The sequence below is a fragment of the Acinetobacter sp. YH12239 genome (assembly GCF_013417635.1).
Taxonomy (GTDB): domain Bacteria; phylum Pseudomonadota; class Gammaproteobacteria; order Pseudomonadales; family Moraxellaceae; genus Acinetobacter.
The window spans coordinates 1-5,560 of record NZ_VPDP01000042.1; the positions used below are offsets into that span (position 1 = coordinate 1).

6 protein-coding genes and 1 pseudogene are annotated in these 5,560 nt (G+C 39.6%); 3 read left to right on the forward strand and 4 right to left on the reverse strand.

Annotated features, from left to right (window positions below):
• Window positions 1-814 (reverse strand): replication initiation protein RepM (gene repM, locus FTV17_RS15250; protein ID WP_180000667.1); only part of this gene is annotated, 814 nt, incomplete at its 3' end.
• Window positions 815-1,415: 601 nt separating this feature from the next.
• Complete coding sequence (gene mobQ / locus FTV17_RS15255; RefSeq protein ID WP_065996350.1) at window positions 1,416-2,834, reverse strand: MobQ family relaxase; 1,419 nt, start codon at window positions 2,832-2,834, stop codon at window positions 1,416-1,418.
• 209 nt (window positions 2,835-3,043) lie between these two features.
• Here mobQ and FTV17_RS15260 point away from each other — a divergent pair, with 209 nt between their 5' ends.
• Genes FTV17_RS15260 through trbL form a run of 3 tightly spaced genes read left to right on the forward strand, consistent with a single transcriptional unit; the run spans window position 3,044 to window position 5,038 of the window.
• Window positions 3,044-3,319 carry a mobilization protein gene (locus FTV17_RS15260; RefSeq protein ID WP_180000669.1) on the forward strand — a complete coding sequence of 92 codons (276 nt, stop codon included), beginning with the start codon at window positions 3,044-3,046 and terminating at the stop codon, window positions 3,317-3,319.
• Between the two features lie 3 nt (window positions 3,320-3,322).
• Window positions 3,323-4,111 carry an ANT(3'')-II family aminoglycoside nucleotidyltransferase gene (locus FTV17_RS15265; RefSeq protein ID WP_005071978.1) on the forward strand — a complete coding sequence of 263 codons (789 nt, stop codon included), beginning with the start codon at window positions 3,323-3,325 and terminating at the stop codon, window positions 4,109-4,111.
• A 21-nt stretch (window positions 4,112-4,132) separates the two neighbouring features.
• Window positions 4,133-5,038, forward strand: coding sequence for a P-type conjugative transfer protein TrbL (gene trbL / locus FTV17_RS15270; protein ID WP_204832353.1), 906 nt, complete (start codon window positions 4,133-4,135; stop codon window positions 5,036-5,038).
• A 21-nt stretch (window positions 5,039-5,059) separates the two neighbouring features.
• Here the strand turns inward: trbL and FTV17_RS15275 are convergent, their stop codons facing one another.
• A complete protein-coding gene (locus FTV17_RS15275; RefSeq protein WP_065996352.1) occupies window positions 5,060-5,293 on the reverse strand; it encodes a hypothetical protein in 234 nt (77 codons plus the stop codon).
• Window positions 5,294-5,308: 15 nt separating this feature from the next.
• Window positions 5,309-5,560: pseudogene (locus FTV17_RS15280) on the reverse strand (replication initiation protein); the annotation flags it as partial.

Below are 5,560 nucleotides of genomic sequence, written 5' to 3' on the forward strand. Positions count from 1 at the left end.
TCCCTGCTAGGTCGCTGATACTGTGGACTTTAGACAATACTGAGCTATAAGTATTTATCTGACTGTCTGACAAGTTGCAGAACATATCAACCGTGCTTGGATCTCGTTCATGGTTGATTGTTTTAGGCTTGGATTTCTGTTTAAAGCTGAATGAAAACCCAATGATTGAACGTCCTCGCTTATGTTGCTCGTATTCTGCCTTAATGTCGGTATGGTCGTTAATTTGTTGAATAGCAGGCTCTAATACTCGTCTTTTAAACGATTCCATCCGTTGATGCTCTGTGTCCAATACACCAAGTCTTGACCTCAATTCCTTAGTTTCAAGCATTGATACTTTCCCAGTGCTACGCCATGCAATTAGTAGTTCATATAAACGTATGGCATAGGCACTCGTTAGGCTACTTACCTGCTCCAGTTCATAACTGGTGAAATGCTTCTCTAGGTTGGTGATCAGTGGCACAACATCATCTGAAAACCTGATACGGACAAGGGCTTCATTTTCAACATAGGACACACGCTGTACCCATCGGCTCATAACATTCTCAAGATTGCCTTTAGCCGTTAATTTTTGGTAACTAAAGCGACGCTCAAACAAGTTTTTGCAAGCATCCTTTAAGACTTTGTAGGCGGTGTTTCTATGGACATTGAAATGGTTAATGTAGCTTTCTGCATGGATAGTTAAATCACGGTCACTAGGGATATTAGACTCCCTCGCCTCCAGTATTGCTAAAAGGATTAGGCGTTGTTCTGCAAGGTCTAAATTATAACTGGCATTGATCAGCGCATTATCCTTAACGACTAGGTCTTTTTTCATACATAGCAACTTATTCGAATTTTGTTGTTATAGCAACATTATATAACAATGTTGTAATATGCAAGATAAACGTTGCTATATTGCAAGATAAACGTTGCTATATTGCAAGATAAACGTTGCTATATTGCAAGATAAACGTTGCTATATAAAGTCTGAAACCATTGCTATATAAGGATTTCAGTCACCCTAAAAATTAAAAAAAATAAAAAAATTAAAAAAGAGGGGAGGGGTCAAAATTGCCCTATGTACTCGCTAAAGCTCGTACTTTATTGAAGCTCGCAAGCTCGCTTCGAGGGGCAATTTTTCGGTTAATCCTGTTTGTGAAATCTAAAAGCAAAAGCAACTATGAATTCGCTTCGCTCATAAGGCTTTATGCTCGCTTCGCTCGGTCTAGGTGCAGATTTCAACATGAAAATATAGATTTTCTAGGGTTCAAGTCATTTAAAAGCGGTTTTTCAGAGGGTCGAGGGTCGAATATTGCTAGTTCGCTCGTAGACACTCGCTCTGTAAAACCATGTATTGTTTAGATAATTTTAATAAACACCAAAAAGAATAGGTATATCTATGGTGCAAAATCATATATTTTGCACCATAGATATACCTATCTTGAACGTGGTCTATTCCGCTTTTCGGCTTCAAGCATCTTGTTGGCTTCTTCATGCTTACCTTGTTCACGCAAGGCTTTACGTGCAAAAAATGCCTGTTTTTCTTGTTCTTGTATGGCTTTGGCTTCTTGTTTTCGTTTTTCCTGTTCGGCTAACTTCCGTTGTTGTTCTCGCTCAAGATAATTTCTTGCTCGGTCATATTTAGCTTTTAGGTTTGGATTAGCCTTGTTTACAGTCAGTTTTGCCCGATCTGTATAGCGTTCAGGCTCAAATCGAGGGGAGTTATTCCTCAATTCTCGTTCTTGTTCTTCCAGCTGGTTCAACTGCTTCTGAATTTCAGCATTTGCTGTATCCCATTTTCCGCCAAAAAACAGGGGTCTTTTTCCTAGTTCTTCTTTTTGGTGTTTAATATCGCTTTTAGATAGCTCTATTTGCTCCAAAACAGCGTTTATTTGCTCGATTTCTGTTTTTTGGATAGATGACGCTATGTTTTTCGCTTCTGTGGCTATAGCGTCGTTATATTGCGAAATAACGCTATATGCAATTTTGGTTAATTCTTCAGGGGAACGTTGTTCCTGGTCTTTTTCTTTTTGGCGTTGTTCCTGGTCTAAATTTTCCCTGGTCTGTTCCAAGTCATGAACAAGGCGTTCTGTGGCTAAAATTTCTTGCTCAAGTCCTTTAATTAATTGGCGTTCTGTATTTCTAGCCTTAATCGCATCGTTACTTAAACTGATTTCAGTGTCCTTGCCCTGTCTGCGAAGTTGGGTAATTGTAGAACCCTCATGCTGTGTGGCTTCTAAATCTAAACCTTGCTCTTTGTAGCTGCGGTGATCGACACGCTCATGGCTGCCAACCTGTTCAAGAAATTGATTGCAGAGTTCCGCAAACTGTTGTCTCCAGTGTTCGACTTCTTGTTTGCCGTTGTCGTTAAATTCTCTCGTTTTTTTATCAAGGTCGCCTTGTTGGTTAATGCTGCGTGTAGTGAGCATGATGTGGGCGTGATAGTTGCGGTCATCACTTCCGCCTGCGGTATGTGGGGCATGAATGACTGCATCAACAACGACCTTATGACGTTCTACAATTTTTCCGCATAGCTCATTGAGCATCTTCTCTCGTTGTTCTTGGTTTAATTCACAAGGAAATGCAACTTCAAATTCTCTTGATAATTGAGAGTTTTTTCTAGTTTCAATGGTTTCGACCGTATTCCAAAGCGTTTCCCGATCTAATAATTCTTTTTTGGTGTTTTCAGGCGCATAGATATTTTTAAATTCTATGCCTGTTTTCTTCGTGTAATCCTGCTCTTTTCCATAGCGTTCATCTTTCAATTTTTCCCCTGATCTATATGCAGCACACGCAACAGCACTTCGACCATCTGATCGACTAATATTTTTTACTGAAAAGTGAAAAATAGCCACGATGTAAAGTCCCATTGACAAGTGTTTTTAAAAAAAAATTGAAAATTTTTTTTCGGGGTTAAGGGGTGTCCCCTTACGCACTCCAAACTTTAGTTTGGGAAAGTGCGCCCTTCGGGAAAACCCACAACAATCATATAGCAACTTGAAAGCAATGTTCAAGTGCGCTTATGATTTAGGGGGATTTCCTCTATTTGAAAGGTATGTTAAAGATGAAAATTGAGTCATTGGAACAACAAATTTCTAAGCAACAAGAGCGGTTAAAACAGTTAAAAGCTCAAAAACAAGCTGCTGTAGCTCGTGAACGTTCTAAGAAAAAAGAGTTAGAACGAAAGAATGATACAAGACGTAAGATTTTAATCGGCTCTTGTATGTTAAAAATCGTCGAAAATGACACTGTTGCTCATGAAAAGTTAATGGCTCAACTCGATAAATACTTAACCGAAAATCGAGATAGAGAATTATTTAATCTTCCATTAAAGGAGTGAGTGATGCCTGATTTAATTCAGTTAGAATATCTACAAGAAAAATTACAGCAGCTTTTAGCGGAATCATTATTTGCAATTTATCTTTATGGTTCAGCTGTTGACGGTGGTTTAGGGCCAGAAAGTGATCTTGATGTACTGGTCGTGGTCACTCAACCATTAACTTCTGCTTTACGTGAGCAGCTTGCACAAGAATTACTAAAAATTTCACAGCCTGTTGGGGAATTACAAAGGCCATTAGAAGTTACTATTTTATTAAAAGATGAGATTCAGTCTGGAATTTATCCTTTAAGTTATGAAATGCAATTTGGTGAATGGCTGCGTGAAGAGCTTAAAGAAGGTGGAATATTGAGCTCACAGAAAGACCCAGATATTAGTATATTGCTTAGAAAAGCGAGATCTCATCATACAGTTTTATTTGGGCCAGCTTTAAACCAATGGGCACCTGAAATTTCTGATCAAGAACTATGGCAAGCAATGTCTGACACTTATCCCGAAATTGTAGCGCATTGGGATGAGGATGCAGATGAAAGAAACCAGATTTTAGCTTTATGCCGGATCTATTTTAGTTTAGTGATGAAGGATATTGCTTCAAAAGACAATGCTGCACGATGGGTTATGTCTCAGCTTTCTGATGAGCAGAAATTCGTATTGCAGCGACTTATACAGGAATATAGAGGGGAAATCGGCAAACAAAATTGGCAAGAGGAGCATTATGCTTTGCAGCCTATTGTCAATTTTTTGAGTTCAAAAATTGAAGAGCAGTTTGAGCAGAAAAGAAATCTGATCACATAATAATTTTTTGATTCTGGCTTTATGTCATGGCTTTTGATGAACTCAGCAACGTTCGCTGAAGCGATTGTAAATAGCTTCAGGCAGGCTGCATCTACCGCCAGTGGCTACAGTCTGCTTACACCCTCAGATTTTTTTGTGAACGGCTGGAAGATCGTCCAAGAGATTTTAAACTCGGTAAGTGCTTGGTCGCCTATTGATTCATTGGGGATGCTGATTGCTTCAATCATTATCATGATTGCATTTGCCTTGATTTGTGCGTTCTTGGTTTTGGCGTTGGTTGAAATGTATATCGTGGTGTCAGCTAGTGTCTTAATGATGGGGTTTGCAGGTTCGCAATGGACGAAAGACTATGCCTTGAAAACTATTCAATATGCTGTTTCAGTCGGTGCAAAAATATTTATCTTACAATTGATTGCAGGTCTTGGACTTACTTTTATCCAAGAGTGGGCTACGGGCTTTAATGTTGAAGACAATGTAAGTTTGGTCGGTATGATTGGCTGTAGTGTGGTACTGCTGGCATTAACCAAAATTGTGCCTGATATGCTCCAAGGTGTGATTAACGGTTCATCTATTGGAAGTGGTGCTGCTTTAACTTCTGCCCTACGTGCTGTGGCTGCTGCGACAGCTGGCGCTGCTGCTGGTGCAGCTGGTGCGTCTATGGCTACAAAAGGCGCTGGAGCGTTGGCAAGTGAACAGCTTAAAACGGCTCAAGCAACTGGCACAGGCCCATCGAGTGCAATGGGTAAAGCTGGTTTTATGGCTGGTAATATGGCCATGAATATGAGTTCTGCTTTAAAAAGTGACCTTGGTAGTCGTTTAAGTGGTTCTACGACTGGTGGACGTATGGCTGGCTCGATGATGAATAAAGCAAACGAGCTACGGTCAAAACGATCTAAAAGCAATCAGGATGAAAACACTATCTCATAGGGCGAGACAGATTTTTTCTGATTATTCGCATTTGTTTAGTTGTTGTTTTATACGCTCAATCCTTGTAATAAGACCATCCACACAACTTTGATGACGTTCATAAAGTGGGTGGTCTTTATTCTGCCAGTTATCCAATATTTCTTTGGCTTCGATGTACTCTTGTTCTAGTTTGTATAGTTGACCTTTCAGTCCAAAATTATCTTTATTCCAGATAGCTAATAGCTCGGTTTCACTTAGTTTTGATAAATCAGTCATTAGTAATACTCCCATTTAACCTTTAAAATCTGTTTCTGTTCGCAATGCCTTGAATATGCGTTTTGCCGTTTCTTCTCGCACACTGGACGGGTCACGTAAAATATTGGCAATCCATATTGCAAATGCTTGATAGTCCTTATTCCCTGCTAGGTCGCTGATACTGTGGACTTTAGACAATACTGAGCTATAAGTATTTATCTGACTGTCTGACAAGTTGCAGAACATATCAACCGTGCTTGGATCTCGTTCATGGTTGATTGTTTTAGG

Excerpts from the sequence above, each read along its gene's own strand:
- FTV17_RS15260 (WP_180000669.1), top strand. The coding sequence starts at position 3,044 with ATGAAAATTGAGTCATTGGAACAACAAATTTCTAAGCAACAAGAGCGG.
- FTV17_RS15265 (WP_005071978.1), top strand. The coding sequence starts at position 3,323 with ATGCCTGATTTAATTCAGTTAGAATATCTACAAGAAAAATTACAGCAG.
- trbL (WP_204832353.1), top strand. The coding sequence starts at position 4,133 with ATGTCATGGCTTTTGATGAACTCAGCAACGTTCGCTGAAGCGATTGTA.
- FTV17_RS15275 (WP_065996352.1), bottom strand. The coding sequence starts at position 5,293 with ATGACTGATTTATCAAAACTAAGTGAAACCGAGCTATTAGCTATCTGG.